The following is a 16055-nucleotide window of genomic DNA, read 5'->3' as shown; positions in this document are numbered from 1 at the left end:
CACAGCTGAGCGCTGGGCGCGGTCCATACTCGATCCGGTGCGGGATTTTCTTGTCATTACGTGGTTCGGGTGACCATGACAGGGCAATGGCCGTGCTGCACGAGGAAATTGGAGGTGGAGCCGAGTAGCAGGCCGGTGAAGCCGCCCCGGCCGCGGCTGCCGACCACGACCAGTTGCGCGGATTTCGACCACTCCGTCAGCCGATCCATCGGCCCGGCCCGGTACACCTTGCGGGTGACCGGGACGTCGGGATACTTCTCTGTCCATCCGGCGAGTCGTTCAGCGAGCACCGCGTTCTCGGCGGTTTCCAAGCTGGGCCCGGCCATCGGGTAGTCGGCCGGTCCGGCGAATTCACCGAAATGCCATTCGCTCCAAGAATGCAAGGCGATCAGATCGGTCTTGCGGTCGCATGCTTCGGCGAACGCGGCCGCGATGGCCGCCTCGCCGACGGGGCTGCCATCGATACCGACGACGACGGGTCCATCGTCGCGGATCTGGCCTTCGGTATCGGTCGGGCGGACCACGACGACGCTGCCGTGTCCGTGGCTGGTGACTGCGAGCAGGGTAGAGCCCAGGTGGGCGATGGTTCCCGCATTGCCGGTGGCGCCGAGCACCACAAGGTATGCGGTCTTCGACAGATGTATCAGCAGCCGGCAAGGGCTCGCATCGGACAGCTCGGTGGCGATGTCCACTCCGGGTGCGATTTCGTGGGCGAGTCTGCGTGCGGCGGCGACGATTTTCGTGCCGCGCGTGCGGACCGTCTCGACCACGGAGGTGGGTATCACGTGGTAGCCGCCGAGCAGCGATTGGGTCGCGACGAGATCAAGGCCGTGCACGATGAGCAGTCGGCGGCCGCGCTGCGCGGCGAGCTCGGCGGCCCAGCGGACGGCGAGGTCGCTTCCGTCGGACCCGTCGACGCCGACGACAACCGGTGCCGAGGCCAGCTGGTGTGAATTATCGCGCTGCTGCGTGTTCATGGCGAAGCCCTTCGATCTGCGCTGAGCCGGATACCCGAACGGTACGAGTTCCCGACGGATCCAACTGCTGGCGATGGTCCCCGATCCGTGGGCCGAAGGACGCTACGACGGCGCCACCCGCCACCTCAGGATCGAACCGAGATGGCACGCCGGTCGCCGCCGTTGATGCTGTCCATCGAACTGGTGGCACCAGCCGAGGGCGGGAAGTCCGATTCATGCCTGGGTGGCACTCGGCAGGTTCGGTGCGCAGATCGCTTCGACGAATTCGCCGACTGTGTCTTCCGGCAATTGCCGCGACAGATCGGCGCCTCGGTGATGATGCCGACCAGCAGTCGAGCGGCGCAATGTCGGTCGACGGTTCAGGTCGGCTTGATCACCAGTGCCGAAATTCATTGTGCCAGCGACGCAACTGTTCCAGGTGTGCGACCAAAGCCGCCCGCGGACAGGACCAAAGACCGCATCGCGGCCTTGCCGACTATGTGCACGGTGGACCCAAGGGGCAATTGGTAAGGAGCGAGATGAGCAATTACGGTGCGACGGTCCGGGACGAGCTGCGTACGCCGACCCGCGTGCTGCGGCGCGCGATCCCGCAGGTGTATGCCGGTTACAAGCAATTGCACGATGCGGCGTTCGCCGCCGGCGTGTTGGATACCAAAACCAAAGAGCTGATCGCCCTTGCCATCGCGGTGAGCAAGGAATGCGACGGCTGCATCGCCGCGCACGCGCACGCCGCGGTTCTACACGGGGCGACCCCTGAGGAGGCGGCCGAGACCATCGGTGTCACCTTCCTGATGAACGGCGGCCCCGCCACTGTCTATGGCGCACGCGCCTACGCGGCGTTCACCGAGTTCTACACCGACCACAATTTGTGAGCTCCGCGGTGCGGACCGTGTCGGATGTTCGCGCCGGTGTTCGAGTGGGTGTCGGCGAAAGCGTGAGCCGGGACGACTGAACGAAATAAGGAACCAAGCATGCAGGCTCTGCCGGGCTCCGGCCCTACCTTCTTCGACGTCGCGAGCATTCGGGTTGGCTGCGGGGATGGAGACGTGGGCGGGGTCGATGCCGCTACGTTCGTTATGCCGCCCGATTTGCCGGGTTGGGTGAGATCAGGCCGAGATCGCCGTCGTAGCGGCGATACAGCAGATGGCCGCGACCGTCGGCCAAGTCGGTGAAGAACAGGAACGGCAGGCCGTGCTCGCACAACCGTTTCACCGCTTCGGCCTCTGGCAGGGCCGGCGGCGGACTTGGGGGCACCGTCAGTGGCAGCGCCCGCGGAGGGTTGGGCAATCGCGGTAAATGCTGATGCCGCTGTCGAGCCAGCCGCAGCCCCGAGGGAGCGGCCCGATAAACGATCGCATCCTCGCCGGTCTCGGCGTCGGTGAACAGGTGCACGTCGTAATCCATTGCGTCCATTGACGCCACCGCCACACGGACATCCGCTGTTGCCAGTGAGTACGGTTTGCGGCGCGCTACTGCCCCTTCCCCCGGTGCGGCCAGCGCGGATCGGGTCGGATCGGGCAGAGTCCACGGCTGCCACGGTCCCGATAGTCGGGAGATCTGCTTGTCCAGCCGGTCGACCGCGGGCAGTACGACACCCTTGCCGGGGACCATCGTCTGGATGCGGGTCGGCGTGCCGAGTACGCGCAGATTCACCTGCACAAGCATCGGGCCGTCATCGCAATTCGCACCGGTCACTCGGACCCGCGCCCCGCTGGTAGTCCCGCGCCGCGCCAACACCCGGCCGACCGCACTACCTATCCGTTCGACCTCGAGATCCGCGATTCGGCCCCGAACAGAGACAACGACATCGGGAAACGTCGGGTACTCACTCGGACACGGTGTACGCACGGCGACAGTCCCCCTTCTTCTTTGATAGTGACAGCACATTCGGCAGGCACCCCCAGATTCACCCTCGCCTGGGCTGACCGGAAAGAGCCGAAGGTCCCGTGACCAGATGACCGAGGTCCTCCGGTAGTCGAAAACCTCTGGGCCTCAGCGAGTTACCGCGTCGAGGACTCGGTCGGTCGCGGTGGGTAGGTACGGATGTGGTGGCCCGCCTCGAGGCATGTACCGTCTTCGGCGTCGAGCAGCTCCCAGTCGCACGGTACCCAGGAGCGCATACCAGCCGATACCCCGCACGTCCGGCTCGTGCGCCGAGTTGTCGATTCCGCGCCGACTCCGGATCAGTTGGCACCGGCCTCCCCCGCTTGTCGTCGTCCGCTGGCGCAGCCGTCCTCGTGAATGTTTCAGGGGCGGAGCGACCTCCGCCCAGTACTCGTGCCGAATCGCATCCCATAGCCGCGACAGCTCGCGGAATTGCTCTCGTATCTGCACGAGGTCCGGTGCCGACGCCGCGGTGAACGCAGCCAAAGGCATGTCGGACCGTTGCGTACCTGCGTCATCCGACACCCCGCATAGCGCCGTCCCTGACCGAGCTGAGTCGCGTTGCTCCGGCCCGCTGTACAACGGGCCGGCGCCTCACCTCACAGCATCCGTTGACGTTGCAGGGATTTGAGGGAGACGAACCCGATAGCGCCAGGGATCCAGAAGGTCGCCAACCGGTAGGCGAGGACACCGGCGACCGCCGACGCGCTGGGCACACCGCCCACCATGAGACCGGCCACCAGGGCGGCCTCGACCACACCGAGGCCTGCCGGGGTCGGGCTGGCCGCGCCCAATGCCGCCCCGCCGAGGAAGACGGCGGCGACCAGGGCCGCGGACGGATGTCCGCCGAATGCTTGTACTGAAAAACCCAGGGCCGCAACGTAAGCGATATTTACGCAGATTTGGCCGCCGATCACCATCGCGGCACGGCGTGGCCTGCGCAGCACATCGGTCATCGAACCGGCCGCGCTCCGCACCTGGGCGAGCTGGTCAGGGCGACGCAGCAGCAGCGCGACGGCGCCGCCGAGCACGGTCATCACGGCCACGAAGCCGATGAGCAGTACCCAGCCGCTGGGCAGTGCGGAACTCAGCAGCAGTCGGGTCCGGCCGAGCCACACTCCCGCTCCGGCGAGCTCGATGACATGCAGGATCGCACCTGAGGCGACTGTCAGTGCGACGGCGGCGACGGCGGTGGCCCTGGTCATCCCGGAACGTTCCAGATAGCGTTCGTTGACCGCGGTGCCGCCGATGCCGTAGGGCACCAGCTGGTTGGCGAACGAGGTCGCCAGTTGCACATTCATTGTGCGGCCGAATGCGAGCGGGCGGGGACTCGCTCCCATCAGTACCAGCGCCGCCGCCGCATAGGTCACCACCGACATCGCCAAGGCGCCGGCCAGCCATTGCCATTGCGCGTCGTCCAGGGTGGCGATGGTGGTGCCGAGTTGACCGAGCCGCGGTAGTAGCACATAGGTCGCGAAGATCGTCGCGGCGATCCAGCCGAGGGTGCGCCAACGGAACCGCACCAGCACCTCCGGTACGACGGCCGCCACACCGGTCGTATCCGCGATGATGGCAAGCAGTTCGTGCAGCAGGCGAGGCTGATGCCGGGTCGCGCGGCGGGTGGCTACGGCCAGCGCCAGCGGCTGGAGCAGGGGCGCCGCGCTGGTCAACGCGTCGGTGCCGAGCACCATATGCGCCGTCGCGACCGCACGTTCCGGACCGACCTTGAAGCTCATCGAGAGGAGCAGTTCGGCGACGTCGGCGTCGAGCAGATGGTCGGAGGCGCCGGATTCGCCGAAACCGAAATCGACGATCCACGGTGCGTCCTGTTCGTCGATGAGGATATTGGCCAGGCGCAGATCGCGGTGGGCGATGCGGGCTGCGCGCAACAGCGCGATCTGGCACCAGATATCGCACAGGGATTCGTCGGAGATCGGGCCGGACACCGTGCGGGCGAGATTGCGGCTCGGAACGCGTTCTTCGGCGATCCACGCGTCACCGCTCGCGGCGACGCCGACCGAGGCGATCGTCGGTGTGCGCACGCCCGCGCGTTGGGCCAGCAGAGTCAGGAACGCTTCATGTTCGGCCTTCTGTTTCGGGGTCGCGAACGGCGAATCGTCCTCGACCTCCCGGAATATGAGGTGCCGGAACAGTTTGAACAGCACATCGGCATTGCGTTCGTGATAGCCGATTACCTTCACGAACAGCTCACAGGTCTCGGTGGTGACGTAGAACGGCCGGGACCCGCGCGCGTCGAGGACCGCGGGGATGACCCGCAGCGGGCGCAGTCCGGCGGCGGTAAGAGCCCGCAGCACTGCAGGCGCCTCGGCGCGGTGCACGGGAGCGCCCCAGAGGAGGTGCAGCGCGGCGGCAACCGTCCAACCCAGCGCCGCGCCGCCGAAAACGTCCAGCACGAAATGCGCCCCGACGAAGACCCGCGCCAGGGCGACCGCTCCGGCAAGCGCCCAGACGACGCGTCGCCAGGGCCGGGGCAGCCACGGGCTCGCCGCGGCCGCCATAGCTGCCGCGACCGCAGCGTGCCCGGAGACGAAGCCGAGTCCGCCCTGGTGTGTACGCAGGTTCAGCTCGTTGAGCAGGACATCCGGTCGCGCGCGACCGGTCAGCGTTTTCACCTCGATGGCGAGCAGATAGGAGAGCACGCCCGCCGCGGCGATGTCGCGGGCCATCCGGAACCGCCGCGCCACCAGCGCCGCGCCCGCCGCGACGCCGACCGCGCCGATGGTGCCCAGCTGCATGATGACCCACAAGACGGGCGCCACCCACGAGGGCAGGTCGTTGATCACCCGGAACAGGTCGACCTCGAGTTGCGGCACCTCGGTATGGCGGGCTGCCAGCGCTGAAATGGTCAGTGCCACCAGGCCGAGCACGACTCGGATGGCATTGCCCGCATGCCGCTCGACGACTCGGGCCCGGGGTGGGATGTCGGCTGCGGTCGCGGCCTGCGACGCCGAGGTCGGTGTCACGCCGGCCGGCACCGCCTCGATCCGTGTCGCCTCAGCCGTCATCGTCATCGGTCTTTCGTCGGTGGAACTGCAGTGTCGCAACCGAGCCCAGGGCGCGACCAGGGGCGTACGGCTCCCGGATCAGGGCCGATGGACCCGTCGTCGGGTAGCGGTGTGCACAGCACGCCCGTCAGCCAGAGCAGCCAGAGCAGCCAGAGCGGCCGGTAGCAACGCGTCGGGGAGTGCGTTGATGCGCAGAAACAGTTCGCGGTCTACGCGCACGAGCGCGGCGGACCCGGTGGCCAGGGCGCACAGCATGGTCAGCAGCAGCAGCAGCGGCGAGCCGCAGATCTGTTGCTCGCCATCGACTTGGCACGGTCATCGCGAACATGCTGCATCGGTCGTTGGTCACAAACCAGACGGGTACGTCTCGGGGATCGTGCCCGCGATCCATTCGCCGCTTGGTTCCAGTGGCTCCAGTGCGGTGGTGTGGTCGATGTGGATGAGGGCGTCGTATTGGTCGGCGGGTCTGGCGTGGAAGTAGTGGCTCTGGCGTTCGGTGCCGGGGCGGTATACCACGCCGATGGCGCGCTGTAGGCGCGGTTGACGCAGCAGGTCGGTGACCTCGTTCGGAATATCCATGCGGAGTAGGAATTCCGGGTTGCCGGTGTCGTGTAGCAGCTCTTCAACGCTGGATGGCAGTGCGGGGCGGACGGTTTCGCGGATGGTGGGCCCACCCCAATCTTGCGCGGCGGTGACCATGCCCGAGCAGGTGCTGAAGCCGATGATGCGGCAGGCGTCGCCGTGGCGTTCGCGGATCAGTTGGCCGAGGTTGAGTTCGCCTTCGCTGCCCAGTTCGGTGGCGCGGGCATCGCCGACGTGGGAGTTGTGCGCCCACACCACGATTCTGGCGCCGGAGCCGCCGGAGCGGTCCAGATGGGTGGCGAGTGCGTCGAGGGTGTCGGCCATGTGCCGGTCACGCAGATTCCACGAGGACACTCGGTCGCCGAACATGGCTCGGTAGTAGGCCTCGGCGTCGCGCACTGACCAGGCATTGCGCAGCGCGTCGAACTGCTCGTCAGCGGCATAGGGTTCCTGCTCGCCGCGGGCGATGGCCAGGCGCTGCAGTTCCAGCAGTTGCCGGATCACTTGGGCTTCACAGGATTTGCCTGCACCGAAGGCGGCGGCGAAGCCGTAGGCCTGGCCGTCATCGCCCGCGACGTGGTCAAAGCAGGCGTAGCGAATCTTGGCGCGCTGCGCGGCCTTCGGATCGACGCGGTCGAGGTAGTCCACGACCTCGCGCATCGAGCGATGCAGGCTGTAGAGGTCCAGACCATAGAAGCCGGTCTGAATTCGGTTGTCGCGTTGTTGTTCGGCGTTGTGTGCGCGCAGCCAGATGACGAATTCGCGGACCTCGGTGTTGCGCCACATCCAGGTCGGAAATCGTTCGAATCCGCGCAGCGCCTGTTCGGCGCTGGTGTCGTTGCCGCGCCCGTGCACGTACTGGTTCACCCGAATGGCATCGGGCCAGTCCGCCTCGGCGGCGACCGCGGTGAAGCCTTTCTCCTCGATCAGCCAGCGCGTGATCACCGCGCGGGCCCGGTAGAACTCGTGTGTGCCGTGCGAACTCTCGCCGATCAGCACGAATTGGGCGTCGCCGATGAGTTCCTCGAGCACCTGGATAGGCGGGACGCCGTCGGGCGCGTCGATGGCCGCAGCCCGGATGGTCGCCGCGGTGTCGATGGGCGGGACGGCGACTCCGGTGGTCGAGATGCCGAGCAGAGTACGCACCTGCTCGTCGGTGACCTGGGCGAAGTCCCAGAACCATTCGCCGACCGCGCGGAACGGCGAAGGCATTGTCGCGCACACCATTTCGTCGACGGAGGCACCAAGCTCCCGGCAGGTCGACTCCGGCGCGGCGGGGACCGCGACGACGATCCGCTTCGGCTCGCCTGCCCGGATCGCCTCGATGGCCGCGAACATGCTCGCGCCGGTGGCCAATCCGTCGTCCACCAGGATCACCGTCCGCCCGGCCACCTCGATCGGGCCCCGGTCGGCGCGATAGGCGGCCTCGCGCCGGATCATCTCCTGGGCCTCGTCGCGGGCGATGCGGCGCACCTGATCGGCGGTCAGCCGCAGTGCGCGCACCATATCGTCGTTGAGCACGATGCGGCCGCCGGTGGAGAGTGCGCCGATCGCGAACTCGGGATGACCGGGGGCGCCGAGTTTGCGCACGACCAGTGCGTCCATCGGTGCGTTCAGCGCCGCGGCGACCTCCCAGGCGACCGGGATACCGCCACGCGGCAGTCCGAGCACCAGGACATCCGGATCGCCGCGATAGTGTCCGAGTAAACCGGCGAGCACCCGGCCCGCTTCGTGCCGATCCCGGAAGATCGGCCGCGGCGTTTCCTGCTCGACTTGCGTAGGGCTCATGGAAAGCCTCCTATCACCCGCAAAGGGCCGAATTATATTGTCAGGGTGCGGTATTCGGTGGTCGAAACCGTTCGGATCGGCGGACGGGCAGACCGAGCGTGCTGCGCTGGACGGCGAGCGTGAGATCCGTCGCGGTGACCACTCCGATGAGTCGGCCGTGCGGGTCGATCGCGGTGATGACATCGAAGTCGGGTCGTAGGACCACCTTGGCCGCCACGGCGCTGAGCAGTTCGTCGCCGGACACTCGGGCTGTCGGTGGCAGGGGGCGGGCGACTGTGCGCACCGTGGTGGTGGCGCGCGCCGCGGCGGGCAATGCCGTGAGATCGGACCAAGCGAGCACAGCGATCGGTCGATCTGCCGGGTCGGTGACCGGAAATACCCGGTGATCGGTATGCACGATCTGCGAGTGCAACAGGTCCTCGATGGACCAGGCCGCAGGAATCGACAGTGGGTGTTCGGTCATAACGTCACGGATCCGGGTGTCGCCCAGCCGATGTCGCAGCCCGGCGGCGGCGAGCTCGACATTGGCGGCCGAGTAGAGGAACCAGCCGAGCAGCATCAGCCAGAGTCCACCGCCATTGCCGACCAGTAGCATCTCGGCGCCGCCCAGGATGAGCAGACCGAGTCCGAGGATCCTGCCACTCTGCGCGGCCATGGTGGTGGCGCGCAGTTGGTCGCCAGTGTGTCGCCAGATCAGTGCGCGCAGTACGCGGCCGCCGTCCAGTGGTGCGCCGGGCAGCAGGTTGAATACGGCCAGCAGGATATTCATCGCGCCGAGCCAGCCGAGCATATCCGGCACCGGTGAGCTCATCAGGCTGCCGACGAGGTTCGCGACGACCAGCACGATGATGCCGATCCCGAGGCTGGTGACCGGTCCGGCCAATGCGATGCGCAGGTCCGAGCGCGGATCTTTCGGTTCTTCACCGAGTTCGGAGACGCCGCCGAGGAGCCACAGTACGACGCGTTCGACCCGGGTGCCGCGGCGGCGCGCGACGATCGAGTGTGCCAGTTCATGACCCAGCAGCGTGGCGAGCAGACCGACCGCGCCCGCCGCAGCGACCAGCCAGACCGCCACCGAGTTCCCGTGCGTATCGGCCAGTGATCGGCCGAGAAGATAGGTGAACAGTCCGAGGGTGACCAGCGTGGACCAGTGCGCGCCGACTCGGATGCCCGCGACCCGGCCCAGTGGGATCGTTGCACGCAGCATGTCAGCGGTCCGGCGTCTCGGCGCCGACCAGACCTTCGGCGAGCAGAATGCGGTGTGCTTGCTGGGCCGCCTGGGTCGATCGGTCGCTGTCGGGTTCGTCGGCGGGCAGCCGTTCGAGGCCGCGTGCCAGCACGGCGACGGCGTCGCCGAGCGCCTGGATGCGGTCTTCGAGACTGGCGACCGGATGGACCGCCTGTTCCTCGGCGACCGCTTGCCATTCGATCAGCGATTCGTCGATGGCCATTCGCGCACCGCACAGCACGCCGTACAGTTGCATCGGCAGGACCGCGAATATCCGGTCCAACTGTCCAGGGGAAAACAGCTCCGACAATGCCGCCGTGACCGCGCCCGCGACCGGGCCGACTTCGTCCTCGTCGATGCCCGACTCCCTGGCGAACTGCCTGAGAAATTCGGTGATGCCGTGCCGGACCGGTACGTGGCCGGGCACCCAGCCCTCGTAGTAGGCCCCGCGCAGGATCTCGGGCAATTGCGCAGTCAGATGGGCCGAACTGCTGACGCTGATGCGGTCGCGCACAGTGTGCAGCCAGGCGCGCAGCGCCCGGTAGGCGAAGGCTCGGTCGTCGGTATCGAGACTGTCGGCGACAGCGCGGAGCCAGTCGTGGGCAGTCTGCACGGCGGGTGCGAGGGGATCGTCGTGGCGCGACATGGTTGGCCTCCTGGGTGCTGACTGGGTGCGATGCTGGGTTCTTATCGCTCAGCCTGTGTCCCGCGCGGCCACCATCCAAGGGCCGAAGGTTGCCCCTGCGTGAGCCGATGGTCCCGGTTTCGGTTGCGGTGGCTCCGCGATCGAGCGGACTTTATCGGTCGGTGCTCGGACAGGGCCGGAAGTCCTCTAGGTGATGGACGTTCCGTGTCGAATTCGGCGACAGGTGTGGGCCCGGGGACTCTGCCGCGCGGCGGTCGCGGCGCAGACGATGAGGGTATGACGAATATGGTCCCGGTCGGCGCATCGACGAGCGGAACGTTCGGCTGGACGCCGATCGAGAAGCCGCAGTCCGAGCGGGCGCTGGCCAATCTCGTCGACTATGACCGAGCGTGTCGCGAATTCTCCTGGGAGCAGGCGCGATCTGAACTCGCCGGGCTGCCCGGTGGCGGGCTGAACATCGCCTATGAGGCAGTGGATCGGCACGCCGAAGGTCCAGCCGCGCAGACGCCTGCGCTGCGCTGGTTGTCTGCCGCGGGCGGTGAGGTGGTGCTGACCTATGCGGAGCTGGCCGCGGCAACCAATCGATTCGCGAACGTCCTGCAGGGGTTGGGGATAGGGCGCGGCGAGCGGGTCTGTGTCCTGCTCGGGCGAACCCCCGAGCTGTACATCGCGATATTGGGCGCGTTGAAGGTCGGCTGCGTGGTCTCGCCGTTGTTCTCGGCCTTCGGCCCGGAACCGGTGCGGCAGCGTCTGGCGATCAGCGAGGCGGCGGCTCTGGTCACTTCGACGGCACTGTACCGCAAGAAGGTCGCCCCCATTCGCGCCGAAGTGCCCGCGCTGCGCACTGTGCTGATCACCGACGGGCTGACCGAGACCGGGGAAATGTACGTCGACGACCTGGCCGCAGCGATGGCCGTCGCCAGCCCGGAGTTCCGGATCGCCCGCACTGGTCCAGACGACCCGGCGCTGCTGCATTTCACCAGCGGCACCACCGGGAAACCCAAGGGTGCCTTGCATGTTCACGGTGCCGTGCTCGCGCACCGGGTGACTGCTCGCTACGCTCTGGATCTGCGTGTTGGCGATATCTTCTGGTGTACCGCTGATCCCGGCTGGGTGACAGGTATGTCCTACGGCGTTATCGCCCCGCTGTGCCTGGGGGCGACCGTGATCAGTGACGAAGCGGAATTCGACGCCCGTCGCTGGTATGACGTCCTGACTGCACAACGGGTATCGGTGTGGTACACCGCGCCGACCGCGCTGCGCATGCTGATGCGTTACGGGGACCGGCTGCCAGAGGGCACCGACCTGTCGCCGCTGCGGTTCATCACCAGCGTGGGGGAACCGTTGAACCCCGAAGTGGTGCTGTGGGGTGAGCGGGTGCTCGGCCACCCGGTGCACGACAACTGGTGGCAGACCGAAACCGGCGCGATCATGATCGCGAATCTCGCTGCTGCGCAGGTGCGTCCGGGGTCCATGGGGCGACCACTGCCCGGCGTCGAGGCGACCACGCTCAAGCGCGGCCAGGACGGCCGCGCGGCGGTCGTCGCCGATTCCGTCACGCCGGCCGACCCAGGAGAGGTCGGCGAGCTGGCGCTGCGCCCGGGCTGGCCGTCGATGTTCCGAGAGTACTGGGGTGAACCCGAACGCTACGAAAAGTGTTTCGCGGGCGGTTGGTACCTCAGCGGTGATCTCGCCCGTCGCGACGCGGACGGCTACTACTGGTTCGTCGGCCGCGCCGACGATGTCATCAAGTCCGCCGGTCACCTGGTCGGGCCCTTCGAGGTCGAGAGCGCGCTGATGGAGCACCCCGCCATCGCCGAGGCCGGTGTCATCGGCACACCCGATCCGGTCGCGGGGGAGCTGGTGAAGGCATTCGTGCTACTGCGTGCCGGGTATCAGGCGTCGGAGGAACTGCGTGCCGAGCTGACCGCATTCGGCCGCAAGGCCCTCGGCGCAGTGGCTCCCAAACAAATCGAGTTCACCGAGAGTCTGCCGCACACCCGCAGCGGCAAGGTGATGCGCCGACTGCTGAAGGCCCGCGAGCTCGGCCTGCCCGAAGGCGATACCTCGACACTTGAAGGTGCGGTGTGAACGGGTCGACGCTGGACAAGGACGAACGCATCGAGCTGCTGCGGCAGATGGTCCGGATCCGCCGCTTCGAGGAGCGATGCGTGCAGCTCTACAGTGCCGGATCGATCCGCGGCTTCCTACATCTGTACATCGGCGAGGAGGCGGTGGCGGCCGGTGTGCTCAGCGCGATCGGGCCCGAGGACGCGGTGGTCTCGACCTACCGCGAGCACGGACATGCACTGGCCCGCGGCCTTTCGATGTCAGCGCTGCTGGCCGAAATGTACGGCAGAGCAACGGGTTGCAGCCACGGGCACGGCGGGTCGATGCACCTGTTCGATGCCGGGCGCCGTTTCTACGGCGGCAACGCCATCGTCGGCGGCGGGCTCCCGATCGCGGTCGGTCTTGCACTGGCCGACGCGATGCAGGAACGTCCGGTGGTGACGGTATGCCTGTTCGGCGACGGCGCGGTGGCCGAGGGCGAATTCCACGAATCCCTGAATCTGGCTGCGCTGTGGCGACTTCCAGTCCTGTTCGCCTGCGAGAACAACCGCTACGCGATGGGCACCGCGCTGGCCCGCGAGCACGCGGCCACCGATCTTGCGTTGCGCGCGGCTTCATACGGCATGCCCGCATGGCCGGTCGACGGCATGGACGCGCTCGCCGTCGCCGACGGGGCGCGGCGAGCTGTGGAGTCCATTCGCGCCGGCGGCGGCCCGTGCTTCCTCGAGCTGCAGACCTACCGCTTCCGCGCGCATTCGATGTACGACGCGGACCGATATCGGGACAAGGCCGAGATCGCTCGATGGCAGGAACGCGACCCGATCCCGAAGCTGTTTGCCCAGCTGCACGTGTCCGGCGAACTGGCCGAGGACGCGTTGGTCTCGCTCCAGGCCGCCGCCGACAGCGAACTCGACGCGGCCATCGCGGCGGCCGAGGCGGCACCTTTCGAACCTGTGGGCGACCTCACCAGATACGTCTACACGGAGCGCTCATGACCACCTATCGGGACGCGATGCGGGAAGCATTGCGAGAAGCGCTGATTCGAGACGATCGGGTGTTCCTCATGGGCGAGGACGTCGGCGCCTACGGCGGATGTTTCGGTGTGAGCCGAGGATTGCTCGACGAATTCGGGCCGCGCCGGATCCGAGATACGCCGCTGAGCGAGTCGGCCTTCGTCGGAGCAGGCATCGGCGCCGCACTAGGCGGGATGCGACCCATTGTCGAGATCATGACCATCAATTTCAGCCTGCTCGCGCTGGATCAGATCCTCAACAACGCCGCGACGCTACGGCACATGTCCGGTGGGCAGCTTTCGGTTCCGCTGGTGATCCGGATGGCAACTGGCCCGGGTCGTCAACTCGCCGCCCAGCATTCGCACAGCTTGGAGGCGTTCTACGCGCACATCCCCGGCCTGCGCGTGCTATCCGCGGCGACGGTCGAGGATGCCCGCGGCATGCTGTGGCCCGCACTGCAGGATCCGGATCCCGTGCTGATCTTCGAGCCCGCGGCGTTGTACAACACGGAGTCGGAGCTGCCCAGTGATCTGGGCGCGACCGATATCGATAGCGCAAAGATTTGCCGAGCGGGCGCCGATGTCACGCTTGTCGCCTACGGCGGTGCCTTGCGGTTGGCGCAGGCGGCGGCGGAGGCGTTGGTCACCGACGGCATCGACGCCGAGGTCATCGACCTGCGCACGCTGCGTCCGCTGGACGAGAAAACCCTGTTGGAATCGGTGACGCGCACCCATCGTCTCGTCGTCGTCGACGAGGGCTGGCGCAGCGTGGGTATCGCCGCCGAAATAGCCGCACGTGCGGCCGAATACGGCTACTACGAGCTCGACGGCCCGATACAGCGGGTCTGCGCGGTGGAGGTGCCGATTCCCTACGCCAAGCATTTGGAAGAAGCGGCGCTGCCGCAGGTCGCCGATATCGTCGCGGCGGGGCGCCGGGCGGTGAGCTGAATGGCTGAATTTCGGATGCCGTCGCTGGGCGCGGACATGGAAGAGGGAACACTGCTGTCCTGGCGGGTTCAGCCAGGGGACGTCGTGCATAAGGGTGACATCGTCGCCGAGGTCGACACCGCCAAGGCGGCAATAGAAGTCGAATGCTTCGAGGAGGGCACCATCGGCGAGATCCTGGTTGCGCCGGGAGTAACGGTCCCGGTCGGCACTGTGCTGGCCATGATCGAGTCGAACGGTTGCCGAATGCCTCCGAGTGTGGCACCACCCGGGTCCGGTCCGACGCAAACCTCGACCGCGGTGTCCGGCCCTGCGAAACCGTCGTCGGCGGAGCTTGATTCGGTGGAGCCGGTCTCGGTCTCGGTCGAGAGCGGTCTGCCGGGGCGGAAGCCACCGCCGGCCGATCATTCTACGTCGCGATCTCGATCCAAGACCAAGCGGTCGCGACGTTCGGCGGACAAGTCGACGATGACCAGGGCTGCGCGCACTGCTGGGCCGGGGTCTCCGGTTGCCGATATTCATGCGACGCCGCTGGTACGGCGACTGGCGCAGGAAGCGGGCATCGACCTGGCCGTTGTAGTCGGTTCCGGACCGGGCGGGCGGATCCTCCGTGCCGATGTGGACAGTGCCGTCACTGCACGCGCCGATGAGATCCCTTCCGCCGCAGCGGAACCCGAGATGACGAATCCGGAAGCCGCGACGGGCGCCGTGCGGGCCTCCGGGTATGCGCGACGGTTGGCACGGGAGCTCGGTGTCGACGTGTCGGCCGTCAGCGGCACCGGTCCGAGCGGAGCTGTGCGCGCGGCAGATGTTCGTGCGGTGCGGGCGCGCCCCGATGCTGAGGGAACCGCTGCGGAAGCGCTCGGAGACCGAAGGCCTCCACCGCAAGACCACCCGACAACCGGCGAGTCGCGCCAGGCAGCGTCGTCGCGTGACCGGGCAGCGATGCGTCGGTCGATCGCGGCGATGATGACCCGATCCAAACAGACCATCCCACACTATTATCTGTCTACCACCATCGATGTCGGTGCCGCGAGCGGCTGGCTGCGCGAGGTAAACAGGGCGGCGTCAGTGCCGGACCGAATCGTCATGGCGGCCTTGTTGTTGCGCGCCGTCGCTGTGGCGGCCCGCAGAGTGCCCGCGGTAAACGGACACTGGGTCGAGGACGCCTTCCATCCTGCCGACACCGTCGACCTCGGGGTGATCGTCTCATTGCGCCGTGGCGGAATCATCGCACCGACCATCGCGCACGCCGAGGCGGCATCGCCGCGCGAGCTGATGGCACGGCTGCGCGAGGTGGTCGACCGCGCCCGGTCGGGGCGGCTGCGCTCCTCGGAAACCGTTGCTGCCACCATCACCGTGACCAACCTCGGTGAGCTGGGCGTGGAATCCGTGCTCGGTGTTATCCCGCCGCCGCAGGTGGCGATCGTCGGCTTCGGTGCGGTGGCCGAACGTCCGTGTGCAGTAAACGGATTGCTGGGTGTGCGGCCGCAGGTCACCACCACCCTGGCGGCCGACCACCGAGCCAGCGACGGCGCGGTCGGCGCGCGCTTCCTGAACACGATCGCCGAACTGCTCCAGCATCCTGAGCAGCTGTGAAGGGAAGGTGTGAAGGACTATGCCCGGCAACCTGTCCCGTAGCGACGCGGACTCCGTCGTTCGGTCCGCGCTGCGCGGTTTCGCCTCCGACGAGGACCTGGCGGCGCTGACACAAGACGAGCCGCTGCGAGCCGCGTTGGAACTCGACTCCCTCGATTTCTTGACGTTCGTCGAAAAACTCACCCGAGCCACTGGCGTCCGGATCGAGGAAGACGACTATCCGCAGCTGGTGTCGATACATGCGTGTGTGGACTTCCTTGCGACCGAATGACGCGACGGGCACTTCGCACCTGATCCG

General features: G+C 67.3%; 12 protein-coding genes. 6 read left to right on the top strand and 6 right to left on the bottom strand.

All coding sequences use genetic code 11. The features are described from left to right. Window positions 1-56 precede the first annotated feature (56 nt). Entirely contained in the window at window positions 57-977 is a 921-nt protein-coding gene (locus OHA42_RS25450; protein ID WP_406230368.1) for a universal stress protein, read from the bottom strand. A gap of 518 nt (window positions 978-1495) precedes the next feature. Between OHA42_RS25450 and OHA42_RS25445 the strand changes: the two genes are divergently transcribed. Then, window positions 1496-1849 carry a carboxymuconolactone decarboxylase family protein gene (locus OHA42_RS25445; protein ID WP_406230367.1) on the top strand — a complete coding sequence of 118 codons (354 nt, stop codon included), beginning with the start codon at window positions 1496-1498 and terminating at the stop codon, window positions 1847-1849. A gap of 202 nt (window positions 1850-2051) precedes the next feature. Here the strand turns inward: OHA42_RS25445 and OHA42_RS25440 are convergent, their stop codons facing one another. The 5 genes from OHA42_RS25440 to OHA42_RS25420 form a co-directional block, all read right to left on the bottom strand. Then, on the bottom strand, window positions 2052-2630 hold the full coding sequence (locus OHA42_RS25440; RefSeq protein ID WP_406230366.1) for a sigma 54 modulation/S30EA ribosomal C-terminal domain-containing protein: 579 nt from the start codon (window positions 2628-2630) through the stop codon (window positions 2052-2054). 830 nt (window positions 2631-3460) lie between these two features. Next, complete coding sequence (locus OHA42_RS25435; protein WP_406230365.1) at window positions 3461-5893, bottom strand: lysylphosphatidylglycerol synthase domain-containing protein; 2433 nt, start codon at window positions 5891-5893, stop codon at window positions 3461-3463. Between the two features lie 339 nt (window positions 5894-6232). Then, the gene (locus OHA42_RS25430; protein WP_406230364.1) at window positions 6233-8257 is read right to left on the bottom strand and encodes an erythromycin esterase family protein; all 2025 of its coding nucleotides are present in this window, start codon (window positions 8255-8257) and stop codon (window positions 6233-6235) included. Between the two features lie 40 nt (window positions 8258-8297). Beyond that, entirely contained in the window at window positions 8298-9464 is a 1167-nt protein-coding gene (locus OHA42_RS25425) for a site-2 protease family protein (RefSeq protein ID WP_406230363.1), read from the bottom strand. A gap of 1 nt (window position 9465) precedes the next feature. After that, on the bottom strand, window positions 9466-10131 hold the full coding sequence (locus OHA42_RS25420; protein WP_406230362.1) for a DUF2267 domain-containing protein: 666 nt from the start codon (window positions 10129-10131) through the stop codon (window positions 9466-9468). Between the two features lie 276 nt (window positions 10132-10407). On the opposite strand from OHA42_RS25420, the gene acsA reads away from it, so the two are divergent. Genes acsA through OHA42_RS25395 form a run of 5 tightly spaced genes read left to right on the top strand, consistent with a single transcriptional unit; the run spans window position 10408 to window position 16028 of the window. Beyond that, window positions 10408-12222, top strand: a complete 1815-nt coding sequence (gene acsA, locus OHA42_RS25415) for an acetate--CoA ligase (RefSeq protein WP_406230361.1) — start codon at window positions 10408-10410, stop codon at window positions 12220-12222. A 47-nt stretch (window positions 12223-12269) separates the two neighbouring features. After that, window positions 12270-13196 (top strand): pyruvate dehydrogenase (acetyl-transferring) E1 component subunit alpha, encoded by a 927-nt coding sequence (pdhA, locus tag OHA42_RS25410; protein ID WP_406239588.1) that lies wholly within the window; start codon window positions 12270-12272, stop codon window positions 13194-13196. Beyond that, window positions 13193-14161 (top strand): alpha-ketoacid dehydrogenase subunit beta, encoded by a 969-nt coding sequence (locus OHA42_RS25405; protein WP_406230360.1) that lies wholly within the window; start codon window positions 13193-13195, stop codon window positions 14159-14161. Before pdhA ends, OHA42_RS25405 begins: the two co-directional genes overlap by 4 nt. Beyond that, window positions 14162-15757, top strand: coding sequence for a dihydrolipoamide acetyltransferase family protein (locus OHA42_RS25400; RefSeq protein ID WP_406230359.1), 1596 nt, complete (start codon window positions 14162-14164; stop codon window positions 15755-15757). Window positions 15758-15776: 19 nt separating this feature from the next. Next, a complete protein-coding gene (locus OHA42_RS25395) occupies window positions 15777-16028 on the top strand; it encodes an acyl carrier protein (protein WP_406230358.1) in 252 nt (83 codons plus the stop codon). Window positions 16029-16055 lie beyond the last annotated feature (27 nt).

Source organism: Nocardia sp. NBC_01009 (assembly GCF_045208035.1).
Taxonomy (GTDB): Bacteria; Actinomycetota; Actinomycetes; order Mycobacteriales; family Mycobacteriaceae; genus Nocardia.
The sequence above is the reverse complement of the archived record's forward strand: the minus strand, read 5'-3'. Positions and strand labels throughout refer to the sequence as shown.

Excerpts from the sequence above, each read along its gene's own strand:
- pdhA (WP_406239588.1), top strand. The coding sequence starts at position 12,270 with ATGGTCCGGATCCGCCGCTTCGAGGAGCGATGCGTGCAGCTCTACAGT.
- OHA42_RS25395 (WP_406230358.1), top strand. The coding sequence starts at position 15,777 with ATGCCCGGCAACCTGTCCCGTAGCGACGCGGACTCCGTCGTTCGGTCC.
- OHA42_RS25450 (WP_406230368.1), bottom strand. The coding sequence starts at position 977 with ATGAACACGCAGCAGCGCGATAATTCACACCAGCTGGCCTCGGCACCG.
- OHA42_RS25420 (WP_406230362.1), bottom strand. The coding sequence starts at position 10,131 with ATGTCGCGCCACGACGATCCCCTCGCACCCGCCGTGCAGACTGCCCAC.
- OHA42_RS25400 (WP_406230359.1), top strand. The coding sequence starts at position 14,162 with ATGGCTGAATTTCGGATGCCGTCGCTGGGCGCGGACATGGAAGAGGGA.
- OHA42_RS25435 (WP_406230365.1), bottom strand. The coding sequence starts at position 5,893 with ATGACGATGACGGCTGAGGCGACACGGATCGAGGCGGTGCCGGCCGGC.
- OHA42_RS25425 (WP_406230363.1), bottom strand. The coding sequence starts at position 9,464 with ATGCTGCGTGCAACGATCCCACTGGGCCGGGTCGCGGGCATCCGAGTC.
- OHA42_RS25405 (WP_406230360.1), top strand. The coding sequence starts at position 13,193 with ATGACCACCTATCGGGACGCGATGCGGGAAGCATTGCGAGAAGCGCTG.
- OHA42_RS25430 (WP_406230364.1), bottom strand. The coding sequence starts at position 8,257 with ATGAGCCCTACGCAAGTCGAGCAGGAAACGCCGCGGCCGATCTTCCGG.
- acsA (WP_406230361.1), top strand. The coding sequence starts at position 10,408 with ATGACGAATATGGTCCCGGTCGGCGCATCGACGAGCGGAACGTTCGGC.
- OHA42_RS25445 (WP_406230367.1), top strand. The coding sequence starts at position 1,496 with ATGAGCAATTACGGTGCGACGGTCCGGGACGAGCTGCGTACGCCGACC.